The following is a 23,778-nucleotide window of genomic DNA, read 5'->3' on the forward strand; positions in this document are numbered from 1 at the left end:
CACGCCGCATCACGTCGGCGTGACACGCCGACGGGCGGGAAAGGGACGAGGCACAGCTGGGCCGACGAAACACGAGGGCGCAACAGAGGTGGGCCATCCAACGTGGCCAGACGACCAGGGCCTCGACTTGACATGGTGCGCACCGCAGCAGCGGACAATACGGCACCGTGAAAAGAATCCTCTTAGCTCGATCGCGTAGTTGTCAAGAGGGTCGTCACGGTCGGCGTTCCGATTGGGCGCCCTGTCGGCGGCGCAGCTGCCGATGCTGCAACCGGCCTCGCTCGATCGCCCGGTCGACGCCGTCGGTCCGAGCGGCGGCCCCCTTCAGCGCAGCCTGCGCACGCACTGTGGTGGACCGGAACAACTCGATCAGCTCCACCTGGAGGCCGACCTCGGACCAGAGCCGCTGATGCAGCGTGATCAGCAACAGCGAGTCACCCCCGAGGTCGAAGAAGTTCTGGTCGATGCCGACCCGTTCGGCGTCCAGCAGATCGCACCAGATAGCGGCGACCGCCCGCTCGGTCTCGTCCCGGGGATCGGTGATCGGCCCCGCGTGGTCCGGCGGTGGTGGCAGGGCGTCCCGCTCCACCTTGCCGTGCGCGGAGAGCGGCAGTGCGGCCAGGGGCACCACCGCAGCCGGCACCATGTGCGGCGGCAACCGCTCGCGCAGGAACTCCAGGAGCGCGCCGTCGGCCATGTTCTCCTCGGCACCGACGACGTACGCGATGATCCGCGGCTCGGCACGCCGGTCCCTGCGCACCACGACCGCCGCCTCGCGTACCAGTGACGAGCTGGTCAGCACACTCTCGATCTCGCCCAACTCGATCCGGAAGCCGCGAATCTTCACCTGGTCGTCGCGCCGGCCGAGAAACTCCAGCCCGCCGTCGGGCCGGATCCGCACCACGTCACCGGTCCGGTACAGCCGACCGCCGGACAGCCGATCACCGCCGGCCCCGGCGTGCGGGTCAGGCACGAACGCCGCCGCCGTCAGGTCGGGGCGCCGCAGATAGCCGCGCGCGACGTTGGCGCCGCTGACGTACAGCTCGCCGGGAACACCGATCGGCACCGGCTGTCCGTCGTGGTCGAGCACCTGCCCACCAGTGTTGGCCAGTGGTCGTCCCAGTGGTGTGCCGGCCGTGTCCGGCTGCCGGTCCGTGACCCGGTACGTGAACACGCCGACGGTTGTCTCGGTGGGGCCGTAGTGGTTCTCCACCTGGCACGTCCCCATCGCGGCCACCTCACGCAGCCAGGCCCAGTTCGACGCCTCGCCGCCGACGACCAGGTGCCGCCGGGGCAGCAGGTCCGCCTTCCGGCCCGCGCCGAGCAGGGCTTTGAGATGCGAAGGCGCGATCTTCAGGCAGTCGACCCGGTGCTCGACCAGGTAGTCGGCCAGGGCGTCCGCGTCGAGGGCCCGCTCCCGGCTGATCAGGTGCAGCACGCCGCCGGTGATCAACGGTGGCACCAGCATGGTGAGGCACGAGTCGACCGTCAGCGGCTGCACCATCGCGTAGCTGAGTGGCTCGGTGACACCCAGCCGGTCCAGTATCCCGAGGGTGTAGTTGACCAACTGTCGGTGCTCGACGACCACCCCCTTCGGCGCGCCGGTGGAGCCGGAGGTGAACAGGATGTAGGCGGCGTTGGTCGGCTCGGCCGCCCGGCCGGTGGGCGGGGCGGCCGGCGGTGCCGTCGCGGCCAGCCACGAACGGTTCAACTCGATCGCGTCCACCCCGGCAGGTGGTTCGATCGCGGGAGTGTGGACGAGGACGGTCGCGCCGGCCTCGCGCAGGATCGCGGTCCGACGGGCGGCGGGCTCCGCCGGGTCGATCGGCACGTACGCGCCGCCAGCCTTCAGCGTTCCCAGCACGGCGACCGCCAGCGCCGGAGACCGGTCCACACAAACGCCGACCGGGTGTTCGGGCCCGACCCCACGCTGCTGAAGCAGGTGAGCGAGCCGATTCGCCAGCCGGTCCAGCTCGGCGAAGGTCAGTCGGGCATCCTCGGCGCGTACCGCGATCGCGTCCGGCGTCCGGGCCGCCTGCGCGGCGAACAGCTCGTGCACGCACGTCCCACCGTCCGGCCAGCTCGCCGAGGGACCAGCCAGGTCGGCGATCGCCCGCCGGTCAGCGTCGCCCAGCATCGGCAACCTCGCGACCGGCGTGTCCGGTGCGGCCACCGCCGCCGCGCACAGCCGGCGCAGGTGATCCGCCAGGCGCACGATGGTGTCCCGGTCGAACAGCGCCGTGTCGTACTCCAACTGGCCGCTCACCCGGTCGCCCTGCTCCACCAGGTTGAGCGTGAGATCCCGCTTGCTGGTGCCGTTGTGGACCGGGAAGTCGGTCAGCCGCAGGTCCCCCATGCTCGGAAGTGTCGGAGCGGCGCGCATGGTGCACATGACGAGGAAGTGTGCCGCGGCACCACCGGCGGCCCGGTGTGCGCGCAGCGTCTCCACGACCTTCTCGAACGGCACCTCTTGGTGGGCCAACGCCTCGGCCGTACCGGCGCCGACCTGTCGGAGCAACTCCCGGTAGGTGAGCCGACCGGTGACCCGGGCGCGTAGCAGCACCGTGTTGACGAACAGGCCGACCATCCGTTCGGTCTGCGGATGTCCTCGGTTGGCCACCGACGTGGCCACCGTGATGTCCGAGGCCCCGGTATAGCGGTACAGCAGCACGTCCAGGGCGGCCAGCAGAGCGACGAACAGCGAGGTGCCCTGCCCGCTGGCCAGCCGCCGTAGGCCGCGCACCACGTCCTCGCCAAAGTCGAGATCCACGACCCCGCCGTTGAAGGCGGGTACGGCCGGGCGCGGACGGTCGGTGGGCAGTTGCAGCGGCGGCGGCGAGCCAGCCAGTCGCTCCCGCCAGTACGACAGCTGGTCACGCAGCTCCGGTGTCTCGACCCGATTCCGCTGCCAGCGCGCCACGTCCCCGTAGTGCGCGGCAGGATGATCGCCGCTGGGGCGGTCACCGCCGCGTATCTTTTCGTAGCCGGCCGCCGTCTCGTGCAGCAGCACGCCCCAGCTCCAGGCGTCCCCGACCAGGTGGTGCATGGTCAGCAGCAGCACGTGGTCCGCCGGCGCCATCGCGATGAGGTGCGCCTCGACGAGCGGGCCGGCCACGAGATCGAAGCGCCGGGAGGCCAGCGTGGTGGCCAGGGCGCGAGCCCGCTCCTCCCGGTCCGTCGCCGGCTCGCCCGTCAGGTCGTGCCGGCGGATCGGGCACCCCTGCCCCCGCTGGTCCCCGAAGCGCTGCTCCGGTTGACCGTCGACGAGCGCGAAGGTCGCCCGCAGCACGCCGTGCCGGGCCACCGCGGCGTCCAGGGCCGCCTGGAGCGCCGCCACATCCAGCGGACCGGTGAGACGGACCGCGGCCGGTACGTTGTAGGCGCCGGTGCCCGGAAACATCTGCTCGAACAACCACAGCTGGTGTTGCGGGTACGACAGGGGCGCGGCGCGCCGGTCCGGATGCGGCTCGATCGGTGCCTCGGCCCCATCGCGAAGCCCACGCTCGGCCAGCAGACGGCGCAGCGCGTCGCGTCGCCGGCCGGCCAACCCGGCATCGTTCATTGTCGCCCCCCTGGCTCGGCGAGGAGCCGATCGAGCTCCTCCTCGGACAGTGCGGCCACCTGCAACACAAGCGCCGCACGTTCGTCCAGCTCCGGTCCGGCCTCCGGATCGGCGCGCAGCGCCGCCGCCACACCGGCGATGGTGGGCGCGGTGAAGAACCGCTCCAGCGGCAACGCGGCACCGAAGGTCTCCCGGACCAGCACCACGAACCTCGTCGCGAGCAGCGAGTAGCCGCCCACGGCCCAGAAGTTGTCGTGCACCCCGACCGGACCGTCGATGCCAAGCGTTTCCCGCCACAGGTCGGCAAGCGCGCGTTCCGCGTCGTCGCGCGGCGCCACGAGTGGGATGGTCCGCGCCTGTGGCTGGCGCTCCGCCCGGGCCAGGGCGAGCCGGTCGACCTTTCCGCTTGGTGTCAACGGCAACCGCTGGCACCCGACGAACACGGTCGGGACCATGTACGGCGGCAGCCGGTGGCTCAGGTGTTCGCGTAACTCCTCCGGGTCCACCGCCCGGTCCGGATCCGTCACGTGGTGGGCCACCAGGATCTCGCCGTCGGCGACGACCACGGCGTCGCTGACGGCTGGATGCGCGCACAACGCGCGTTCCACCTCAGCGGGCTCCACCCGGAAACCACGGATCTTGACCTGGTGGTCGGCCCGGCCCAGGTACTCCAGCACTCCGTCGGCCCGGAACCTGCCCAGGTCGCCCGTGCGGTACAGGCGATCGCCCGGCCGGTCGGAGAAGGGGTCGGGCACGAAACGCTCCGCCGTCAAGTCAGGACGACCCACATAGCCACGGCCGAGCGGCAGCCCGCCGACATGGAGTTCGCCGGGCACACCGGGCGGCACCGGTCGCAGCAGTCCGTCGAGCAGGTAGACGCAGGTGCCCGCGATCGGACGGCCGAGTGGCACCCGCCCGGCATCGGCGTCGGCCGGTGTCGCCAGGTGCCAGGTCACGTCGGCGGAGATCTCCGACGCGCCGTACAGATTGACAAGTCGGCGGCCGGGCAGCGCCGCATGGAACGCCGCGACGAGGTCGGCCGTGAGTGGCTCGCCGCTGCTGACCCAGAGGTCCAGCTCCGGTACGACGTCGGCGAGGTCCGGCACGGTGTCGAGGATGACCCGCAGTAGCGACGGCACCAGCACGAGCCGGGTCACTCGGTGTTCGCCGAGCGTGCTGACCAGCGCCGGCACGTCGGCCACCAAACGCTGGGGCAACACCACGAGCGGCACGCCGTGGCACAGCGGTCCGAAGATCTCCCAGAAGGAGTCGAGGAAACTCAGCGAGGTCTTGTGGCAGAGCACTTCGGGGCCGCGGAACGGGAACTCGCGCCACATCCACGTCAGCCGGTTGACCATCCCGCCGTGCAGGCCCACCACGCCCTTCGGGGTGCCGGTGGACCCGGAGGTGTAGAGCAGATACGCCGGCCACGTCGGGTCGATCCGCAGGCCCAGAGGAGACGGATCCCGCTCCGCGCAGGAGCGCCAGAGTTCGTCGAGGCTGACCACGGGCGCGGGCACCGGACCCAGCCGTTCCCGGTGCTCCGTGGCCACCACCGCCAGGTCGACAGCGGCGTCGGTGACGACGAACCGCAGCCGCTGCCGGGGATAGCCCGGGTCCAGGGGCACATATGCCGCCCCGGCCTTGAGGATGCCGAGTAGCAGCACCACGGTGTCCGGGGACCGCTCGACGCACACCGCCACCCGCGACTCGGTGCCGATGCCGCGGCGACACAACTCCCGGGCGAGCTGATTGGATCGCTGCTCGACCTGGCCGAACGTCAGCGTGGCCGACGGATCGCCCGCGCAGCGCAGCGCCGTGCGGTCCCATCCGGCCAGTGCCCGCTCGCGGAACAGCTCCGGCAACGTGGCCGGACCGGTGCAGCCGGCCGGACCGTGTGCCCAGGCGCCGGTCACCAGGGCGCGTTCGCCCGCGGACAACACGTCCAACTCGCCGAGCGGCCGGTCCGGTTCTGTCACGGCCCGGTTCAGCAACTCGGTGAAATGCGCGCCGATGCGGCCCACCGTCTCCGCAGTGAACAGGTCGCTGGAGTACTCGATCATGCCGACGGCACCGTCGGCCGTCTCGCGGAGCATGACCATCAGATCGAACTTGGCGTTGACCACCGGCATCGGCACCTGCTCCAGGCGCAATCCCGCCAGTTCAAGCGGCGGCAGTGGCGCGTTCTGCAACACGAGCACGTTCTGGAAGATCTGGCTGTGGCCGAGGCTGCGTTCCGGTGCGACCGCCTCCACCACCAGCTCGAACGGCAGCTCCTGGTGGGCGTACGCAGCCAGGGTCGTCTGCCGCACCCGGCCCAGCAACGCGCGGAACGACAGGTCGGGCTCGACCTGCGTCCGCAACGCCAGCATGTTGACGAAGACCCCGATCAGGTTTTCGACATCGGGATGCGTCCGCCCGGCGATCGGCGAGCCGACCACGACGTCCGACTCGCCCGAGTAGCGGTGCAGCAGGTACGTGAAGCCGGTCAGCAGCGTCATGAACAGGGTGGCACCCGCCTCCGCGCCCAGCTGCCGCAACTCGTCAAGCAGCGACCTGGGCAGGGTCAGCGGGATGGCCGACCCAGCGAAGCTCTGGGCCGTCGGCCGGGGACGGTCCGGTGGGAACTCCACAAGCGGCGGCGCACCGGCCAACGCAGCGCGCCAGTACGCCACCAGCCGGTCCAGCTTGTCGCCGCGCAGTTGGGCGCGTTGCCATGCCGAGTAGTCGGCATACTGCACCGGCAGCGCCGGGGGCGGCTCGGTGGACACGCCCAGCTCGCGGGCGTAGTGAGTGCCGAGTTCGGCGACCAGAACACCTGTGGACCAGGCGTCCGAGACGCTGTGGTGCATGGTCAGGAGCAGCAGGTGCTCCTGCTCGTCGACGCGCAGCAGCGCGGTGCGCAACAACGGTGGCCGGCTCAGGTCGAACGGCCGGGTGGCCTCGGCCAGCGCCAGTTCCTCCGAGCGCCGCCGGCGCTCTGCGGCCGGCAGGTGCCGCAGGTCGGTGACCGGCATCGCAACGGAGACCGACGGGGCGACCCGCTGCACCGGCCGGCCCTCGTCGTCCACACCGAAGGAGGTACGCAGTGCCTCGTGCCGGGCCACCACCGCGTCGACCGACCGGCGCAGCGGACCGGGCTCCAGTGGCCCCTTGATCCGCACCACGTCAGGGATGTTGTACGCGGGATTGCCCGGTGCCAACTGGTCGATGATCCAGAAACGTTGCTGGCCGTACGAGAGTGGAATTGGCCCGTCCCGGTCCACAAGCGGGACGGGATCAGGGCCAGCCGCACTGCTGCTCGGCCCGTCGGCACCCTCCCGTACCCGCTCGGCCAGCCCTGCCACGGTCGGCGACTGGAGCAGGTTCAGCAGGGACAGCTCACCCCCCAGCGCCGCACGGGCGCGGGAAACGATCTGCGTGGCCAGCAGCGAGTGGCCGCCCAACTCGTAGAAGTCGTCGTCGCGTCCCACACGGTCCAGGCCGAGCATGTCCGCCCAGATGGTCGCGATCGCCCGCTCGACGTCATCGCTCGGCTCGACATACTCCGTGCCCAGGACCGGGCGGGGTTGCCGTGGGCCGCCGGCCGCGCTCGGGGCGCGCCGGGCCCCCTCCGGATGGCGGATCCAGCGGTCCAGCCGTTCCTCCAGATCGCCGGTGACGATCGTGACCACGCCGGGATCCGCGCTCTCGGCGATCCGGCAGAGCAGCCGGACCCCGTCGGCGACGCCTATCCCGTAGCGGGTGACGCTGGTGGTGGGGCGTGCCATGCCGCCCTCCGGGATCCAGTCCTCCAGGTCCACGCTGATCCAGCGTGGCCCGGGTCGATCGGCCATCGCCTGCGCGAACGTGTCCAGGTACACGCTGCCCGCCGTGTACGCGGAGGTGCCGAGGCCACCGAGCACGGCGGCGTTCGAGGAGAACAGCAGCACGAAATCCGGTGCCCGGTCAGCCAGCGCCCGGGCGAGAGCACGGGTGCCCTCCACCTTGGCCCGCAGCACGCCGTCGAGCCAGGGAGCGTCGACCGAGTCGATCGGGGCGAAGGCCGGCCCGCCGACGACGCCAGCGGCGTGAAACACCCCGGCGATCGGTCCCAAGCGCTGTTCGACCGCCGCGAACGCGGCCTCGATCTGCTCAGGGTCGGCCACGTCGGCCTGGATCACCTCGACCCGGGCGCCGCGAGCCCGCATCGCCCGCACCCGCGCGATCCGACGCCCAGTGGGGTCGGCGTCGCCGTGCCGGCGCAGCAGCTCATCCCACTCCCCCTCGGCCGGCAACCCGGACCGGCCGACGAGCGCGACCGCGACCGATTGCCCAGTCAGGTGGTCAGCCAGGTCGAGGCCGATGCCACCCAGCCCACCGGTGATCACGTACGCCGCGTCCGGGCGCAGTGGGTCGCGCGCCGATCCCAGGGTGAGCGGCTCGAAGGTCGGCACCCACCGCCGCGAGCCACGGTACGCGAGCAGCCGCTCCGCAGTTGGCTCGGCGATGACGTCGAGCAGCCGTCCGGCGAGGACTCCGGCAGCAGGCCCGGCCGTCTCCTCGGGCGTGACGTCGACGCAGTGCACGCCGATGCCTTCGTACTCCTGCGGCACGCACTTGGCCGCGCCGAGCAGCGTCGACGCCATTGCGCGCGGCACGTCCGCCCGCTCGATCCGGGCCAGACCGGAGGTGATCACCCACAGGTCCACCGCCGGTCGGTCGCCCGGCTGAGCCAGCGCCCGGGCCAGCCACAGCAGGCTGTGCATGCCGTACGACCTGGGATGCGCAGCGGCGTCCGGGTCACGCAGGCTCCACATGTGCAGCACCCGCGTGGGCCTACCGTCGCCGGCGACCTCGGCCAGCAGCGCGGGATACGCCGCGAGGTCCTCCGGATCGATCCGGTAGCCACCCTCGGGCAGCCGCTCGACGCCGGACCTGGCCCCGGCCGGCGCCGGCTCCACCAGGCTGACCCGATGCCCGGCGGCCACCGCTCGCTCGACCAGGTCGGCAGTCAGTCCGTGCCCCGGACCGCTCGGCGCGAAGATCAGCCAATGCTCCGCATCGCACCAGGGCCCGGCCGGCGGCGGCATCGGAACCGACCGCCACGATGGCGCCAGCAGCCAGGCGTCGGGGTCGTTCACCCGACCGGGCACCGACGCCCGGACGGGACTGGCGGCAGCCGGCTCAAAGCGGCACCGCTGCCGCTCGAAGGGGTACGTGGGCAGGCCCACCCGACGGCGTGCACCGCGCTCGCTCGTACCGGCGAAGTTCACCGGCACGCCGGCGCTCCACAGTTTTGCCGCGCCATCGAGCAGGTGGGCCGGCTCGTCCGGATGGCGCCGGTCGTACGCGGCCGGCAGGGAGGGCACGATCACCGGCTGCCCGTCGGGGCCGGCCGCCGCCAGATGTTCGGCGGCCAGCGCGCTCAACGACTGCCCCGGTCCCACCTCCACAAGCGCGCGATCGGGATCGGCGCACAGCGTGGCGAGCCCATCCGCGAAGCGGACGGTGCTGACGCTGTGCCGAGCCCAGTACGCCGGGTCGGTCGCCTGCTCGGCGGTCATCCAGGTACCTGTCACGTTCGATACCAGAGGAATCTGCGGTGCGGCGAGCGACACCCCGGCCACGATCTCCGCCAACGGCCCGGCGACGCCCGCGACCAGCGGAGAGTGGAAGGCCCGCTCGGCGGCCAGCCGACGGACCGAGATCCGCTGCTCGGTCAGGCGCCCAGCCAACCGGTCGATCTCCTCGGGCAGGCCGGAGACCACGGTCAGCGTCGGTCCGTTGACCAGCGCAACGGAGAGCGAGCCATCGAGGTGCAGGGCCGTGCGCTCCCGGCTCAGCGGCACGGCCAGCATCGCGCCGGGCGGCGTCCGCTCGAACAGCCGTGCCCGTGCCACCACGACGGTAAGCGCCTCCACCAGCCCGAATACGCCGGCCACCGTAGCGGCGACGTACTCGCCGAGGCTGTGCCCGAGCACCGCGGTAGGCCGTACCCCGAGCGACCGCCACAGCTGGGCCAAGGCGTACTCGACGACGAAAAGCGCCGAGTGAGCCAGCGCGGTGCCGTGCAGTCCGCCGTGGGACCCGGTGCCGCGCACCATGGCACGCAGGTCCAGACCCGTTCGCCGGGCGGGCGGCGCGACGTCGGGATGCACCGCCAGTTCGCGCCGGAAGTCCGGACCCAGCAGCGGGTCGAGCACGGCACAGCACTCGTCGACCGCGGCCCGGAACACCGGTTCGGTCCGGTACAACTCACGCCCCATGCCCGGGTACTGGTCGCCCAGCCCGGCGAAGAGGAAGGCGACCGGCGTCTCCTGCCGCGAGTCCACCCTGTCGTGCGCGCCGCCCTCGGCGGAGCCGGCCAGCGCGGCGACCGCCGCGGCGGGCTCCCGGCACACCAGTGCGCGCCGGTGGTCGAATCGCCCGCGCCCGCTTTGCAGGGTGTGCGCGACATCCGCCAGCTGAAGTTCGGGATGCCGGCCGAGGTGGTCGGCGAGCCGATTGCTCATCGCGTCCAGGGCCGCCGCCGATTTGGCGGACAGCACCAGCACCTGCGGCCGGTCCGGCGCGTCGGACGGACCGGACGACGGCTGCCCCGGCGCCTCCTCCAGCACCACGTGGGCGTTGGTGCCGCCGAACCCGAACGCGCTGACCCCGGCCCGGCGCGGGGTGCCGTCGGCGGGCCAGTCGACCAACGAGGTGTTCACGTAGAACGGGCTGGAGGCGAAGTCGATCTGCGGGTTCGGGGTGGAGAAGTTCAGTGAGGGTGGGATCCGGCGATGGTGCAGCGCCAGCACGGTCTTGATCAGACCGGCAACACCGGCGGCAGCGTCCAGGTGACCGATGTTGGTCTTGACCGAGCCCAGTGCGCAGAAGCCGATCCGTTCAGTGTCACGCCGGAAGACCTCGGTCAGCGCCGCCACCTCCACCGGGTCACCGAGCTTGGTCCCGGTGCCATGGGCCTCGATGTAGGAGACCGTCGCAGGGTCCACTCCGGCCACTGCCTGAGCCCGCAGCACCACCTCGGCCTGGCCCTCCAGGCTGGGCGCGGTGAAGCCGACGCGGTTCGCGCCGTCACTGTTCACCGCGGAGCCCTTGATGACCGCGTAGACGGTGTCACCGTCGTCGAGGGCGTCGGCGAGTCGCTTGAGGACGACCACCCCGGCCCCGGAGCCGAAAACGGTGCCGTCGCCAGCCGCGTCGAAGGCCCGACACCGGCCGTCAGACGACGCGGTGCCGCCCGGAACGTGCAGGTAGCCGGTGCGCTCGGGCATCACCATGCTGCTACCACCGGCCAGCGCGAGGTCGCACTGGTAGCTCAGCAGCGCCTCGCAGGCCAGGTGGGTGGCGACCAGCGAGGTCGAGCAGCCGGTCTGCACGGCCATGCTCGGACCGCGCAGGTCGAGATGGTACGAGACCCGGCTGCTGAGGAAATCCTTGTCGTTGCCGAGCATCGCCAACTGCGCATCACTCTCGCCGACCTCGGGATGGTTGAGCAACGTGTAGAGCAGGTAGGTGCTCAGCCCCATGCCGGCGTACACGCCGATCATCCCGGGATGGTCGGCCGGGTGGTACCCGGCATGTTCGATCGCCGCCCATGCCGTTTCCAGGAAGTGGCGTTGCTGCGGGTCGAGCAGCGCCGCCTCGCGCGGGGAGTAACCCCAGAAGCGGTGGTCGAAGCTGTCCACGCCCTCGATGGGCGCCCCGGCAGGTACGAAGTTCGGCGCGCCGACGATCTCCGGCGGCACCCCCAGCGCGGCCAGTTCCGCCGGATCGAAGTTGCGGATCGACTCCACGCCGGCACACAGGTTGGTCCAGAACGTCTCGACGTCGTCGGCGCCGGGGAACCGGCACGCGAGTCCCACGACGGCGATGTCCGCGGCGTTGTCCTCTGGCACCGGGGGCACGCTTGTCATGCCCGGTCCCTTCCGCCGGCTCGGCGCGGGCGCCGCCGGCTGTCGCGCTGCCGGTGAGCCCGTTCGGCGCTGGCCGAGAACGCCGCCACGCGACGGGACGTGCCGGTGTCGCTGAGGTACGCGGCGAGCGAGCTGACCGTCGGATGCTCCAGCAGCTTGATCAGCGGCAGGTCACCGCCGACCGTGCGTTGCAACCGATCGTGCACCTGCACCATCAGGATCGAGTGTCCGCCCAGATCGAAGAAGTTGTCGTGCAGCCCCACCGAGTCGACCTGCAACACCTCGCTCCAGACTGCGGCGATGTCCCGTTCCAGGTCGGTGACGGGTGCCGCCTGTCCGCCGCCACCGGCGGCGGACCACTCCCGGGCGGCCAGAGCAGCCGTGTCGACCTTGCCGTTCACCGTTCGGGGCAGGTCGGGCAGCACCACGACCCCCATCGGGATCAGCGGTTGAGGGAGCCGGTCGCGCAGGTCGCGCCGTACCTCCCGGTCGGTGGGCCGGGCATCGTCTGCGGCCACGACGTACGCCAACAGGCCGACACCCCCGCCCGCGTCCGGACGGGCCACGACCGCCGCCTCCCGGATGTCCGGTCGGGCCGTGAGCGCGGCCTCGATGTCCCCGAGTTCGATGCGGTGTCCGCGTACCTTGACCTGGCGGTCGAGCCGGCCAAGGAACTCCAGTCGGCCATCGGAGCCGTAGCGGGCCAGGTCACCGGTGCGATACAGGCGGCCGCCGGGGACCGTGCCGAAGGGGTCCGGCACGAACCGCTCGGCGGTGACCGCCGGCCGACCCCAGTAGCCGCGCGACACGCCGGCCCCACCGATCACCAGTTCGCCCGGCACGCCCCGGGGCACCAGGCGCATCATCTCGTCCACCAGGTAGATCTGCGTGTTGGCGACCGGCCGCCCGAGCGGAACCGCGCCGGCCACCTCGGTCACCTCGTGGACCGCCGACCACACGGTGGTCTCCGTGGGGCCGTACATGTTGAACAGCCGGGCGGGCAGGTCCCGACGGAGTCTGGCGGCCAGGGCGGGAGGCAACGCCTCGCCCCCGACCAGCAGGGCACGCAGGCAGGTCAGCTGAGCCATGGCCGCGTCGTCCAGGGTGATCATCTGCATCGCGGACGGCGTGGCCTGCAACAGCGTCGGCTGCCACTGGGCTACCTGCTCGGCCAGCGTGGCGGCGGTCGGTTCGGCCAGCGCGAGGTTGGTCTGCTCACGTACCCGGGCGAGCAGCGGCAGCCCGGCCAGCACCTGGTCCCGTGGCAGGCCGAAGTCCACCAGACAGGCGATCTCGTCGACCCCGGCCTCGACGCAGCGATCGACAAGTGGCCGGACGGCGTCGGGGGTGCCGAACAGCGCGCTCGTGTCGTAGTACCGGTTGAACGCGAAGTTCAGCAGGTCGTCCAGATCGGTTTCGCTCATGCCCGCCAGGTCGACCGGCAACTGCAAGCTACGCACCAGGTTCTCGATGAGTCCCACCGAGGAGCGCAGGTAGCGAGTGAACGGCTCGCGGACCGCGTCCCGCACCGCGGCGCTGTCCTCGCCGAGGAACGTGTGCAGCATCAGGGTCACCGTCCCGCCCGCCGGGTCGTGCCCGTGCGCCGCCCGCGCCTCCCGGTATCGGCGGATGTTGCCGGCGACCTGCTCGACGCTCTGACCGAGCAGGTGCGTGAGCACATTGGCACCAAGTGCCCCGGCCCGGCTGAAGGTCTCCGGGCTACCGGCCGCGGTGATCCAGGTGGGCAGCGCCGGCTGAATCGGCGCGGGATGGATTCGGACCTGCACCGGCGTGCCGGAGCCACCGGGCAGCGATACCGCCTCGCCCCGCCAGAGCCGGTGCACCGTCTCGATGTCCTGGAACATCCGCTCCTTGCGGTCGGGGTACCGCTCGGGGAAGAAGACGAAGTCGTCGGCGTGCCAGCCGGAGGCGAATGCCACGCCGACCCGGCCGCCGGAGATGTTGTCCACAAGTGCCCACTCCTCGGCGACCCGGACCGGTGAGTGCAGCGGCAGCACCACGCTGCCGGCGCGTACCGCGATGTTGCCGGTGAGCGCGGCGACGGCCGCCGAAAGCACCGACGGGTTCGGGTACAACCCGCCGAACTCGTGGAAGTGCCGCTCGGGCGTCCAGATGGCGGCGAATCCGTGCGCGTCGGCAAACCGGGCACCCTCGAAGACCAGGCCGTACCGGTCGGTGGTCGGCTCCGCCGCGGTGTCGGTGCTGGCGAAGTAGAACAGGCTGAAGTCGACCGGCCGGCTCCGCGCGGCCACCGCGCGCTGCCGGAACGTCTCCTCGGCCAGCACCACCCGCGCGCCCCGGGCCAGCGTCCACAGCAACTCGAGGACGGAAATGTCGAACCCGACATTCGTCACCGCGAGCATCGTGTCATCGGGCCCGCAGCCCACCCGCTCGTCCATCGCCAGGAAGAAGTTGCCGACATTGCGGTGGCTGACCACCACGCCCTTGGGCACGCCTGTGGAACCGGATGTGTACAGCAGGTAGGCGGCATTGTCCGGACGAACTCCGCTGCTCACGCCACCGACGCGCCGGTCCGGCGTGGCGAGGACCTCGTCGATGTCGAGCAGCGGCACGCCGGCCTCTGCCACCACGTCGCTCACCGGCCGGCGGGTGATCACCAGCGCGGGCCGGGCGTCGGCGATCACCATGTCGATCCGAGCTCGCGGGTGCGTGGGGTCGAGGGGCACGTAGGCGCCGCCCGCCTTGAGGATGCCGAGCATCGCGATGATCAATTCCGGCGAGCGGTCCAGGCAGAGGGCCACCCGGGTCTCCGGACCGACGCCGTGGTCGGCCAGTTCGCGCGCCAGCCGGTCGGAGCGCTCGGTCAACTCCGCATAGCTGAGCCGGGTGGACCGGAAGGCGACCGCCACCGCGTCCGGTGCGCCCGCAGTGGCGATCACCTCGTGGATGCACCTCTCGGGAGGGCCGACCACGGCGGTATCGTTCCAGCCGCGCACCATCCGCTCCCGCTTGGCCACATCGAGCAGCGGCAGTTCCTCGATGGCGCGGTCCGGATCCCCCGTGATCTCCCGCACCAGCGTGCCGAAGTTGTCCGCCAGGTCGGCGATGCTGCTCCGGTCGAACAGGTCGGCGTTGAACTGGATCCGCGCGACCAACCCGTCCGGATCCTCGGCGACGATCATGGTGAGGTCGAACTGGGCCGTCCGCTGCGGCACCGCGACGGGTTCCAGCCGCAACCCGTCGATCGTGAACGGGCGAGTGGCATGACCAACGGCCACCGAGCCGAAACCGTCCGGCAGCCGCGACGGCGTCTGGTGGTGGATGAACATCACCTGGAAGACCGGCGACCGGGCCGGATCCCGCACCGCCTGCACCTGCTCGGCCACCAGACCGAACGGGTAGTCCTGGTGCCGCAGCGCTGCCGCGACGGTGTTCGAGAGCCGGCCGAGCAGGTCGCGGAACGTCGGCGCGCCGCCGAGATCACCGCGCATGACCACCGGGTTGACCAGGTAGCCCACGGTGTTGACAAGCGACGGGCTGCTGCGGCCGAAGGTGGGCGTGGCGACCAGGATGTCGGTCTGTCCGCTGTAGCGGTACAGCAACACCTGAAACGCGCACAGCAGCGTCGTGTAGAGGGTGGTGCCCTGGCTGCGCGCCAACGCCACCAGCCGGTCGAGTAGCTCAGGGGCGAGGACGAAGTCGTGGCAGTCGCCACGGTACGTCTGCACCGGCGGCCGGGGACGGTCGGTGGGCAAGTCCAGCACGGGCAGCCGCCCGCCGAGCTGCTGCCGCCAGAACTCCGCGCTGGCCGTGCCGGTCGGCCCGTCCAGGTATTCGCGCTGCCTCGCGACGAAATCCGAGTAGCCACCGGCCGGGGGCAGCGCGGGGTCGATGCCGCGCCGGTCGGCGGCATAGCACCGGGCAAGTTCGTCGACCAGCAGGGACATGGACCAGAAGTCGCCGATCACATGGTGCATGACCACCAGCAGCACGGGGCCGCTCAGCTGCCCCGTGACCAGCCGCACCCGGATCAGCGGGCCGGTGGTCAGGTCGAACGGCTCGGCGACCAGCTCAGCCAGGTGCTCCGTCAGGGCCTGGGGCGACCGGTCGACCGGCGGTTCGACCGTCAGCTGCAACTCGGGCTCTGCGGCGACGTGGCGCACCGGTTGCCCGTCGCGCAGCGGCAGCGAGGTCCGCAGCGCCGGATGGCGGCGGGCCAGCGCCTCGACGGCGCGACGCAATGCGTCATGATCCACGTCGACCGGCAGGCGTACGGCACCTGCCATGTTGTACGCGGCACCGCAGCCGGTGATCCGGTCCAGATACCACAGCCCCCGCTCGCCGGGCGTGAGCGCGTCCGGCTCGACGGAGGAACCGGTCGTGGACTCCCGGACGGCCGAACGGCGTGCGGTCACGGCGGCGGACAGCTCGGCGACCGGCGTGTCGTGCCACGCCTCCAGCTCCACCGGGACCCCGAATGCCTGCTCCACCTCGTGCTGAAGCTCCAGCATGCCGAGAGAGTCCAGGCCGAGCGCCGGGCCGGGCAGCCCGAGGTCCAGCGCGGCTGGCGCGACGCCGGTCCGGGAAGCGATTCGCTCGCGCAGGAACTCTTCGACCGAGCCGGGCGGACCGGCGACGCCGGTGGCGGGCTCGCCCAGGGTGGCCGACGACGCCGACCCGACCGGATCCGGGCCGGCGAAGGTCCGGGCGGCGAGCGCGGGTAGCGTGCCCTCGGCGTACTGCGCCCGGGCCGCGTGCCGCTGGATCTTGCCGCTGGAGGTTCTCGGTAGCCGGCCCGGTTTGACAAGCACGAAGGCGTACGGCTGGACCAGGTGTTCCGTGCCGAGCGCGGCGCGGACGGCAGCGGCGATCTCGTCCACGTCGGCTGCCCGGTTCGGGCGGTCCGCCTCATGGGTCACCACGAGGCGCTCGCGGCCGTCAACCACGACAGAGAAGCAGGCGCCGCCGTTGGGCCGCAGCGCCGGATGCGCCCGGAAGGCGCTGTATTCCAGATCCTGCGGGTAGTGGTTCACGCCGTTCTGGATGATCAGATCCTTGATCCGGCCAGTGACGTACAGATCGCCGTCGAGCACCCGACCCAGGTCTCCGGTGCGCAGGTACGGGCCGTCGTCGGTGTCGGCGATCCGCCCGTGGAACGTCTCAGCCGTGGCTGCCGGCTGCTGCCAGTAACCGCGCGCCACGCTCGGCCCGGCCACCCAGATCTCGCCCACCTCGCCGTCGGGCCGGCGCAGCCGGGTGTCCGGGTCGACAATGGCCAGGCGCTGGCCGGGCGCCGGACGGCCGCAACCGACAATCGGTTCGCGCGCCGGATCGTCCGGCTGACGCAGGACCGGTCCGCTCTTCGGGCTTCCGCCCGTCACGATGAGGGTCGCCTCGGCCAGTCCATAGCACGGGTGGAACGCCTCCGGGCGGAACCCGGTGTCCGCCACCAACTCCGCAAACGCCGTCATCACGTCGGCGCGCACTGGCTCTGCGCCGTTGAACGCCACCGTCCAGCAACTCAGGTCCAGCCCCACCAGCTGATCCGGCGTGATCTTGCGGACACACAGTTCGTACGCGAAATTGGGCCCGCCGCTTACCGATGCCCGATGGTCCGCGATGGCGCGCAGCCACCGCAGCGGTCGCCGCGCGAACTCCGTCGGCGACATCAACACCGTCTGGTAGCCGGTGTAGAGCGGCTGAAGGATGCCACCGATCAGCCCCATGTCGTGGTACGGCGGCAGCCAGATCACGCTCTTGCTGGTCGGGGTGAGTCCGAAGAACCGTTCGATGTCGGCGCCGTTGTGCAGCAGGTTCCCGTGGCTGACCATCACTCCCTTCGGAGCGCCGGTCGAGCCGCTGGTGTACTGGAGGAAGGCAAGGTCATCGCGGGTGGCCGGCATCGGCTCGTCGTCCGGACCAGCCGGTGGCAGGAGATCCACCGAGATCCAGTCCAGCATGCCGAGAAGTTCGTTCGTCCGGGCGAAATCGGCACGCTGCGTCGCGACCGCGTCGACGGTCAGCGCCACGGTCGGCCGCGCGTCGGCGACGATCCCCGCCAGCCGGCCCAGGCTGCGTACCAGACCCGAGCCCTGCGGCGGGTACACCGGCACGGCGATCGTGCCGGTGTACAGACAGCCGAAGAAGGCCGCGACGTAGTCGAGTCCTGGGGGGAGGATCAGCACCACCCGGTCGCCGGGCGCGCAGCGTCGGCGCAGCGCGGCGGCGACCTGTCGGGCCCGGGCGTCGAGGTCCGCGTAGGTCCAGCTTCGCTCGTCGTCGCCGGCGACAAAGGTGTACGCGGTGTGGTCCGGCTGCTCGGTGGTGCGCCACCGCAGCAGGTCCACAAGCGATTCGGTGTGTGCGGGCAGGGTCGGTTGAGCGTGCATCACACGCGCCCTCTCGTGTCCGAAGGTCAGCTTGGCAACCCGTGCCGGTCGCGCCGGTTCACCGGCGCCGGATCACCTGGCCGGCGTACCTGCCCAGCAGGGACTGCTGGATCTGCGTGGTGCCTTCGATGATCTCCATCACCTTTGCGTCCCGGTAGTGGCGCTGAACCTGCGCCTGCGCGCCCACCCCGGCGGCGCCGTGGATCTGCACCGCGTCGTCGGCCGAGCGGTTGGCCAGCACCGATGCGCGGTACTTCGCCATCAGCGTGAGGTTCACCGCGTCCGAGGAGCCGTGCTCCTTCGCCACACCGGCCTCGTGGCAGAGCAGCCGAGTGGCGGTGATGTCGGTGACCATGTCGGCGAGCATCCGGCGGACCAGCTGATGGTCACTGATCGGTACGCCGTACTGCTCTCGCTCGTCGGCGTAGCGCACCGATGCGTCCAGGCACGCGTATGCCAGACCCACCGAGCCCCAGGCGGTGCTGTAGCGGCCGAGATCCAACGCGGCGGAGGCGACGAAGGTCAGTCCCATCCCGGGCCGGCCGATCATGGCGTCGGCCGGCACCCGGCAGTCGTCCAACACCACCTCGCCGAGCATCGAGCCGCGCAGGCCGAGCAGGCCGCGGATCGGCGTCACGGTCAGGCCGGGGTTGTCCCGCTCGACGAGGAACGCGGTGTGCTGCCCGTCGAGCTTGGCGAAGACGAGGAACAGGTCGGCGAGCTGCGCGTAACTTATCCACTTCTTCACGCCGCGCAGCGTGAACCCGGTCGCCCCCGCCACGGTGGTTTTTTCGGCGAGCGCCTCGATGGCTCCGGCGTCACTGCCGACGCCCGGTTCGGTGAGGGCGAACGCGGCCACCTTCTCGCCACGCCGGATCGGGCCGATCCAGCGTTCCCGCTGGGTCGGCTCGCCCCACCGCTCGATCGAGTGCGCCACCATGTCCTCGACCGCGACGAAGTTGCGGATGTTCTGGCATGCGCGACCCAACTCCTCGGTGAGCAGGCCGTACGCCACCCAGTCCAGACCACCACCGCCGTGTCGCGCGGCCACCGGCGCGGCAAGGTGACCGGCCTCTGCGAGCGAACGCACGACCCGGTCGGAGATCGCCTCCTCCTGGTCGAACTCCGCCGCGTACGGCGCGACCTCCTTGTCGGCGAAGGCCCTGAAGCGGTCCCAGGCCGAGCGCTGCTCCGGGCTCAGTTCGACGATCATTCGCACCACCTGTCGTTCGGACGACGGGCGCGCCAGGTTGCGGTAGCGGGCTCCTGGTGTTGTCGGCTAGCGACGTCCCGGGAAGACCGCACTGAACGGCGCGGGGAAGGAGAATCGCGATCGCGGACCTCGGCCTGATCGGCTCGGCTCAACGCAGAATCGCGCAACGTGGATTTCATCCTCTTAGCAATCCGTCGCTGAGTCAAGACGTTCTCGTTCGCTGGATCTCACGGTCGCCCGGCACCGGCATGACCCGCCGCGGCCAGCGCGGACAGCTCCGAGATCAACTGTTCGCGCAGTGTCGAGGCGGTCTCCGCGTCGAGACCGTCGTCGCGCCAGGCGATGACTACTGTCCACCGTCCGGCGTGGTCCGGGATCGCCTCGATGGTCAGCTCCCGGGAGGTACGCGGCGGCCGGATCCGGATCGGCCGCAGCCGCACCTCGTCTCCGAACCAACCGGCCGGTGGCGCTGCCTGGAGCACCACCCATGCCTGGAACCAGGGATGCCGCCCACGCTCCGGCCCGAGCCGGCTGACCAGTTCGTCGAAGGGCAGGCCCGCGTGCTCCAGCGCACCGACCAGCTCACCGCCCGCGATGCGCAACCGCTCGATCGGGTCGGCGCGCTGGATCCCGCGCAGCGGGATCGCCAGCGGATTGACCAGATAGCCGACCAACGCCTCGCTGGCCGGGTCCACTCGCCCGCCGCTGACCGTGCCCAGACAGAGCCGCTGCACATCGAACGTCCGGGCCAGTGCCGACGCCGCGGCGCTCAGCAGCGTGGTGGAGGGCGGCACGCCGCATCGACCGGCCACCGACAGCAGGCTCGCCACCGTGCCGGGATCCACCACGTGCGTCAGTTCCCGCCGCTGCGCCGTGACGGTGCCGGTCGGCCGGGGTAGGAACGGTGCGATCTCTTCACCCAACCGGACCTGCCAGTACGGCAGGTCCACTTCACGCCACCGGTCGAGCTGCCGCCGTTCCCAGTTGGCGTAGCCGATGTAGCTGTGCTGGACCCCCAACTGCGCAGCCGCACCCACCGCTCGCGCCCGGTACGCCCGGCCGAGATCCCGCACGAAGATCGTCTCCGACCATCCGTCGAACGCGATATGGTGCACCCGCAACGCCAGCAGGTGTCGATCCTCCGCGATCCGGCAGACCCTGGCCCGCACGGACAGCTCCGTGGCCAGGTCGAGGTCGGCGAGCCACCAGTCTGCGGTGAGCTGCTGCGCCACGGACTCCGCGCCACGATTCCCGGGCGGTGCAGGTACTCGCACGATCGGCGCCACCTCCTCCACCGGAATCACCCGCTGTACCGGCAGATGCGCGTCCAGCTCCGGATAGGTCGTGCGCAGGACCGGATGATGTCGGACGACGTCCACGAAAGCCTCGGCCAGGGCCGTCAGGTCCAGCGGACCGACCAGTTCGTAGCAGAGTACGACCAGATTGTCGGGATTGCCGGGAGTCATGGTCTCCGCCAGCCAGAACCGCTGCTGCGCGTGCGAGAGCGGACCGTCTTTCGGACCGGCATCCGCAGTGGCGGCGTTCGCGGCGGCAGCGTTCGCGGCGGCAGCGTCGACGATCTCCGGTATCCCGGGCGACCCGGCGCAGTCGGCCAGGATCCGCTCCAACGACCGCCGCCGGTAGACATCCGCGGCCGTCACCCGGGCGCCGGTGTGTGCCGCGATCCTGGCCGCCAGCCGAACGGCGTCCAGTGAGGTGGCACCCGCCGCGAGCAGATCGTCGGTGTAGGTGAGTCGGTCGTCCCGGAGCAGTCGCCGGGCGACGCCGACAAGATCCTCCCGGTCATCCGCACCGCCCTGCGTGGTGGCGGAAGGCACCGCGGCCGGCTCGTCTCGGCCCTCCGCGCGCGGTTCGACAAGCGACGAGACGGCGGCTGCCGGATCCACCTTCCCGTTGGCGTTGAGCGGCAGCCGGTCGATCCGGCGCAGCCGGGTGGGCACCATGGCGGAGATCAGCATTCGCTCGGCGTAGTCGCGCAGGGCCGGCTCGTCCGGCGGTCCACCGTCGACGGTGGTGTAGAGGCATCCCAGCACCGGCGGAGCACCGTCGCCAGCAGGCAGCGGCGACACGAATGCGGAGGCGACGCCGGGATGGCCCTCCAGCACCGTCTCGACCTCACCCGGCTCGATCCGGACGCCACGGATCTTGAACTGGCGATCCGCCCGGCCGCGGTAGCGCAGCTGTCCGTGTTCGTCCAGCTCGACGAGATCACCCGTCCGGTAGAAACGCACGCCGTCGGCCTCGAAGAACCGCCGCGCCGTCTCCTCCTCGTCACCGAGATAGCCGAGCGCGAGGCCGTCGCCGCCGACCGCGAGTTCACCGCTTTCGAGGATCTTGACCAGCGTACGGGGTACGGGCCGCCCGATCGGGATGTCCGTCACGCCGTCGGCCACCTCGTCGGGCCGGATGACGTGGGTCGTGGTGAAGATCGTGTTTTCCGCGGGCCCGTAGCCGTTGACCACGCGTAGCCCCGGCGCCTCGGTGAACACCGCGCGCACGTGGCCAGGAGATACCCGTTCCCCGCCCACCACGAGCAGCCGGATCCGCCGGAAGAGTTCGGGACACTCCTCGGCGAACACGTTGAACAGCGAACTGGTCAGCCAGAGTGTGTTCACCCCGCCGTCGATCGCTGCCCGCAGCAGGTCGGCGTCCAGGAACTGCCGGCCGCGATCGAGCAGTACGCATCGACCACCGTTGAGCAACGGTCCCCACAACTCGAAGGAATGGACGTCCCAGGGCAGCGCCACGGACTGGAGGAACACCGTGTCACCGCCAAGCGGGATTGCCGGGCAGTCCACGGTCGTGCGGATCGTCCCGCGATGCGGTGACAGCACCCCCTTGGGCCGTCCAGTGGACCCCGAGGTGTAGAACACCGACGCCGCCGCCGTGCCGTCGGTAAGCGGCGGCAGGTCGGTACCGCCCTGCGACATCAGCAGGTCGGGCACCGTGTCAGGCGTGATCACCACAGGTGAACGAGTACCGCTGATGACATCCCGCAGCCGCGCCGCCGGCCACCCGGGATCCAGCGCGGCGTACGCGGCGCCCGCGGTGAGTACGCCCAGCAGCGCGACCACGCAGTCCGGGGATCGTTCGATGATGACCGGGACACAATGCTCCGGACGCACCCCGGCGTCGCGCAGGCCGCGGGCGACCGCCTGTGCCCGCTCAACCAGTTCCCCGTAGGTCAGGGTCACGCCGGACTGCGTGAGCGCTTCGGCATCCGGATCCCGGTGGGCGTGGAACTCGATGATTCGTTCGATCCGCTCGCCGAACCGGTACGGATCCGAATCGGGCGTCGGCGGCAGCACCGAACCGAGGCCCGCCAGCTCGCGGGCGGTCATCCTACGGACTCGACGACGTCGTGCTCGTAGTAGAACACCCGCCGGCCGCTCACCCGCCGGCGCCAGTTGTGCACCGAGGCGAGGCGGTACACATTGCTCGTGGAGAGTTTCCACAGCTGCGCGACCTCCGCGACGGTCAGCCACCGGGCCGCGCCGATGCTGTTCACCCGACGGTCCAACTCGCGCCACTGGTGGGCGGGCCAGACGTGCTCAGGGTTGGCCTCGCAGCGGACCTCACTGGGGAGCAGCCGGTCGTTCGACCGGATCACCGCGAACAGGTGACCGCCGCACCCGGGCTCGACACACCCTCCGACGCGGAACTTCCGGCTCCAGCGCGGGTAGGCCGCGCTGCGCGCCTCCGCGGCGGTCTCCGCGATCTCGCAGACCGCGTCGGAGGCCGCACTGTGCGCGCAGAGCCACCGGGTGTGCCGCAGCAGGAACCCCGACAAAGCCGGGATAGTACGCTCTGGCGGCGTGCACTCGCGCTCGTCGACCACCAGGTCGGCCCAGGACGACAGGCGGGCGCGAACGAGGTCACGAGCGTCGACTGCGATGAGATTCAGCGATATCCCGTAACCCGGGGATCGGGTGACCCGTTCGCCCTTCGACACCGGCGTGGCGAGCACTTTCTCGCACAAGCCGTAAAGCTCGGGAAGCGCCGTCAGGTCCCGTTCGAAGCCACGTCGACACTCGGCGCAGACGCGCAGTCCGTCCTCCGCCATACGACCGCCGAGTGTGTCACCCCGGTCGTCGCGGGCACAACCCTGACGTTGACAAACAAGTATTGCCACAAGAATCCTCCGATTGCATGGGCGCGCAAAATCGCTTCACCAAGCAGGAACCGCGCCAAGGCAGGACACACCGCAGGCAGGCGCGCGGCAGACGACTCCCTCAGAATGTGAGGGAAGACGAAAAGATCAGCTAGCGGACAGCTGAAATGAATACAGCCTCATCGACACAACAAAGAGTCGGATGCAGGCGAGCACAATAATCCATTAGATCCCCGTTTCATACACACCCCGTGTTGGGCATCGGGCGAAACCGGAGTCCGATTTCGTCCATTGATCCCGCCTACCAAAGTAGCAAACTTCGATGCGAGCGCAAGGGGTGGCGAAGATCGACGAACGGATCCGGGCGACGGACCAGGCCAGCGCCGATCGACGGTCGACACGCAGCGGATCGACGCGAACACCCTACGCACATGGCCGACACCCGCAGCCACCGCCGACCATCGCGGGGGCGGGGACCACCCCGGACGGACTCCAGTCAGTCAGCTCCGCCCCGTCGGGCGGGCGACGGCTGCCATATCGGCGTCAGTCCTTCCGAGATACGGATCGACGCGGCACCGCCGGTGACGGGTATGTGCGGC

General features: G+C 70.9%; 6 protein-coding genes. All 6 read right to left on the minus strand.

Features of this window, described 5'->3' with window-relative positions; genetic code table 11:
• Window positions 1-214: 214 nt before the first annotated feature.
• The 6 genes from QQG74_RS20650 to QQG74_RS20675 all read right to left on the minus strand — a co-directional run bounded on the left by QQG74_RS20650 (window position 215) and on the right by QQG74_RS20675 (window position 23,131).
• Complete coding sequence (locus QQG74_RS20650; RefSeq protein ID WP_341716416.1) at window positions 215-3,562, minus strand: amino acid adenylation domain-containing protein; 3,348 nt, start codon at window positions 3,560-3,562, stop codon at window positions 215-217.
• On the minus strand, window positions 3,559-11,463 hold the full coding sequence (locus tag QQG74_RS20655) for an amino acid adenylation domain-containing protein (protein WP_341716417.1): 7,905 nt from the start codon (window positions 11,461-11,463) through the stop codon (window positions 3,559-3,561). Before QQG74_RS20655 ends, QQG74_RS20650 begins: the two co-directional genes overlap by 4 nt.
• A complete protein-coding gene (locus tag QQG74_RS20660) occupies window positions 11,460-17,834 on the minus strand; it encodes a MupA/Atu3671 family FMN-dependent luciferase-like monooxygenase (protein ID WP_341716418.1) in 6,375 nt (2,124 codons plus the stop codon). The genes QQG74_RS20655 and QQG74_RS20660 overlap by 4 nt, the downstream gene beginning before the upstream one ends.
• A gap of 58 nt (window positions 17,835-17,892) precedes the next feature.
• Window positions 17,893-19,047, minus strand: a complete 1,155-nt coding sequence (locus QQG74_RS20665) for an acyl-CoA dehydrogenase family protein (protein WP_341716419.1) — start codon at window positions 19,045-19,047, stop codon at window positions 17,893-17,895.
• A 227-nt stretch (window positions 19,048-19,274) separates the two neighbouring features.
• Entirely contained in the window at window positions 19,275-22,409 is a 3,135-nt protein-coding gene (locus QQG74_RS20670) for an AMP-binding protein (protein WP_341716420.1), read from the minus strand.
• On the minus strand, window positions 22,406-23,131 hold the full coding sequence (locus QQG74_RS20675; RefSeq protein WP_341716421.1) for a hypothetical protein: 726 nt from the start codon (window positions 23,129-23,131) through the stop codon (window positions 22,406-22,408). The genes QQG74_RS20670 and QQG74_RS20675 overlap by 4 nt, the downstream gene beginning before the upstream one ends.
• Between the last annotated feature and the right edge of the window lie 647 nt (window positions 23,132-23,778).

Origin of the sequence: Micromonospora sp. FIMYZ51 (genome assembly GCF_038246755.1) — a bacterium.
Classification (GTDB): domain Bacteria; phylum Actinomycetota; class Actinomycetes; order Mycobacteriales; family Micromonosporaceae; genus Micromonospora.

Excerpts from the sequence above, each read along its gene's own strand:
- QQG74_RS20650 (WP_341716416.1), bottom strand. The coding sequence starts at position 3,562 with ATGAACGATGCCGGGTTGGCCGGCCGGCGACGCGACGCGCTGCGCCGT.
- QQG74_RS20655 (WP_341716417.1), bottom strand. The coding sequence starts at position 11,463 with ATGACAAGCGTGCCCCCGGTGCCAGAGGACAACGCCGCGGACATCGCC.
- QQG74_RS20660 (WP_341716418.1), bottom strand. The coding sequence starts at position 17,834 with ATGCACGCTCAACCGACCCTGCCCGCACACACCGAATCGCTTGTGGAC.
- QQG74_RS20665 (WP_341716419.1), bottom strand. The coding sequence starts at position 19,047 with ATGATCGTCGAACTGAGCCCGGAGCAGCGCTCGGCCTGGGACCGCTTC.
- QQG74_RS20670 (WP_341716420.1), bottom strand. The coding sequence starts at position 22,409 with ATGACCGCCCGCGAGCTGGCGGGCCTCGGTTCGGTGCTGCCGCCGACG.
- QQG74_RS20675 (WP_341716421.1), bottom strand. The coding sequence starts at position 23,131 with ATGGCGGAGGACGGACTGCGCGTCTGCGCCGAGTGTCGACGTGGCTTC.